The organism is Streptomyces sp. URMC 126 (assembly GCF_051386555.1).
In the GTDB taxonomy this organism is placed as follows: Bacteria; Actinomycetota; Actinomycetes; order Streptomycetales; family Streptomycetaceae; genus Streptomyces.
This window is the reverse complement of the sequence record NZ_JBPQTX010000552.1, coordinates 1-2,339: the sequence shown is the minus strand read 5'-3', so window position 1 is coordinate 2,339 and position 2,339 is coordinate 1. Positions and strand designations below refer to the sequence as shown.

The window sequence follows — 2,339 nt, the reverse complement described above, 5'->3', positions numbered from 1 at the left end:
AGGGGAGGGCGCGGAGGCGGTGCGGGAGGCGTGAGAAGTAGGGGAGCCGTGAAGGCAGGGGCTGGCGGGGCGAGTGGCTGGTGTCCTTCCGGGGGGTCATGCCCAACCTCCCTGCCGCCGCCGGGTCCTGCGCAGCAGCCAGAAGAAGAACGGGCTCCCGATCAGCGCCGTCAGCACGCCGAGCGGCAGCTCGGCGGGGCGCGCGACGGTACGGGCCGCGAGGTCCGCCGCCACCAGCACCAGCGCACCGCCCAGCGCGCTCCCCGGGATCAGGAACCGGTGTCCCGGCCCGGCGGCCATCCGCAGCAGGTGCGGCACCAGCAGCCCGACGAACGAGATGACGCCGGACACCGCGACCGCCGCCGCCGTCAGCAGCGCCACCACCAGGATCAGCACCAGGCGCAACCGCTCCACGTCCACGCCCAGGTGGCGCGCCGGGCGCTCGCCGAGGGAGAGCAGGTCGAGGCGGCGCGCGAACAGCGGCGCCGTGGCCAGCCCGGCCAGCGCGCACGGCAGGACGGCGAGCACCTTCGGCCAGGTCGCCTGCGCCAGCGAGCCCAGTTGCCAGAACGCGATCTGTGAGACCTGCGCGTTGTCCGCGACGAAGATCCCGAGGCCGATCAGCGCGCCCGTGAGCGCGTTCATCGCGATGCCCGTCAGCAGCAGGGTCACCACCTCCGCCCGGCCGCCCGAGCGCGACAGCGCGTAGACGATCAGAACGGTCACCAGACCGCTGAAGAACGCGCAGCCGGTGACCGTCCAGGTGCCGAACACGGTCAGGTCGAGGGCGATGGCCGCCACCGCGCCGACGGCCGAGCCCATCGAGACGCCGATGACGGCCGGTTCGGCCAGCGGGTTGCCGAACAGGCCCTGCATCAGCGCGCCCGCGCAGCCCAGCGACGCCCCGACCAGCAGCGCCAGCACCACGCGCGGCAGCCGGACGTTCCACAGCACGCTCTCGGCGACCCGGTCCAGCCGGGCGCCGCCCAGCCCCGCGCGGTGCAGCAGCGAGCCGACGACGTCGCCGAGCGGGATGTCGTAGGCACCGAGCCCGGCCGAGGCGAGGCAGGCGAGGACCAGGGTGCCCGCCATCCCGCAGACGAGCAGGGCGGCGACCCGCCGGCGGCGGGCGGGAACGCGGGGTGCGCCCGTTCTCGCCGCCTCTTCCGCCGTGTCTACCTCGTCCGCCTCTTCTACCTCTTCTGCCTCGTTCATCTTGTCCGTCTCGTCCGACTCATCCGACTCGGACGCCCCGCGGGTGGCGGTCCTACCGGTCACCTGCCGTTCCGGTGGAACTGGTCGACCAGCGAGGCGAGTACGCGGCCGGTACGGGGGCCGTAGCTGAGCAGTTCGCCGTCGTCGACCGAGGCCACCCGGCGGTCCATGCCGGCCGGCGTCTGCGCCACGCCCGGCACCCGCAGCAGGCCGTCCACGCCGCCGACCGAGGCGAGGCCGCCGTTCATCACGAGGATCACGTCCGGCGCGGCCTTGGCGAGCGCCTCGCTGGTGATCGGGGTGAAGTCCTTCCGCAGCCCCGACGCGGCGCCCGCGTCCACCCCGCCGGCCGCCTCGATGAGGGACGGAGCACCGGATTCCGCCCCGCCGATGAGGTAGACGGAGGACGCGCCGCGCAGGTATAGGAAGGCGACCCGCGGTTTCTTGCCGTCCTTCGGCGCGGCCTTCCGCGCCTTCTCGACGTCCTGTTCCGTCCGTTCGCGTAGCCGCTTCCCGGCATCGGGGACGCCGAGTGCGGCGGCCACCGTCTCGATGCGCGGACCGACGTCGCCCAGCTTCTTCGGCGTGGGGAGCACGAGCACCGGGACGCCGGCGGACCGGATCTGGTCCAGTGCCTCGGCGGGGCCGGCGAAGGTGTCCGCGAGGACGACGGTCGGCTTGAGGGAGAGCACGCTCTCGGCCGAGACGTCGTGGCCCCGCGTGACGACGGGCAGCTTGCGCGCCTGCTCGAACGTGGCGGCCACGTCCCGCCCGACGACGTGGTCCCCGAGCCCGAGCGTGAAGACGACCTCGGAGAGGGAACCGGTCAGCGGCACGATCCGGTCGGCGCTCCGTACGGTCACCTCGCGACCGTCCACCGAGCGGGCCGTGGCCGGGAGCCGTGGCGCCGGCGGCTTGCCGGGGAGCGGTTCGACGCGGTCGGCTGTCGTGGCCTGGCGGGAACCGCCGGATGGGGTGCCCGGCGCGCTCTTACCCGTCGGCGTGGCACCGGACGGGCCGTCGTCCGAGTCGTCGTCGCTCCCGCAGGCCGTGAGGGTGACGGAGAGGAGGAGCAGGGCGATCAGCGCGCCCAGGGCGCCGGTGAGGGGCCGGCGCCCTGGGCG

The 2,339-nt window shown here is 74.4% G+C and carries 2 protein-coding genes; both read right to left on the bottom strand.

All coding sequences use genetic code 11. The features are described 5' to 3' along the window. Positions 1 to 96: 96 nt before the first annotated feature. Positions 97 to 1,215: a FecCD family ABC transporter permease gene (locus tag ACSNOK_RS32595; protein WP_436784400.1), complete on the bottom strand. Its 1,119-nt coding sequence runs from the start codon at positions 1,213 to 1,215 to the stop codon at positions 97 to 99. Between the two features lie 59 nt (positions 1,216 to 1,274). After that, on the bottom strand, positions 1,275 to 2,339 hold a 1,065-nt coding region (locus tag ACSNOK_RS32590), incomplete at its 5' end, for a heme/hemin ABC transporter substrate-binding protein (RefSeq protein ID WP_436784399.1).

What these genes read in the sequence shown, in the direction of transcription:
- ACSNOK_RS32595 (WP_436784400.1), bottom strand. Translation starts at nt 1,215, where the DNA reads ATGAACGAGGCAGAAGAGGTAGAAGAGGCGGACGAGGTAGACACGGCG.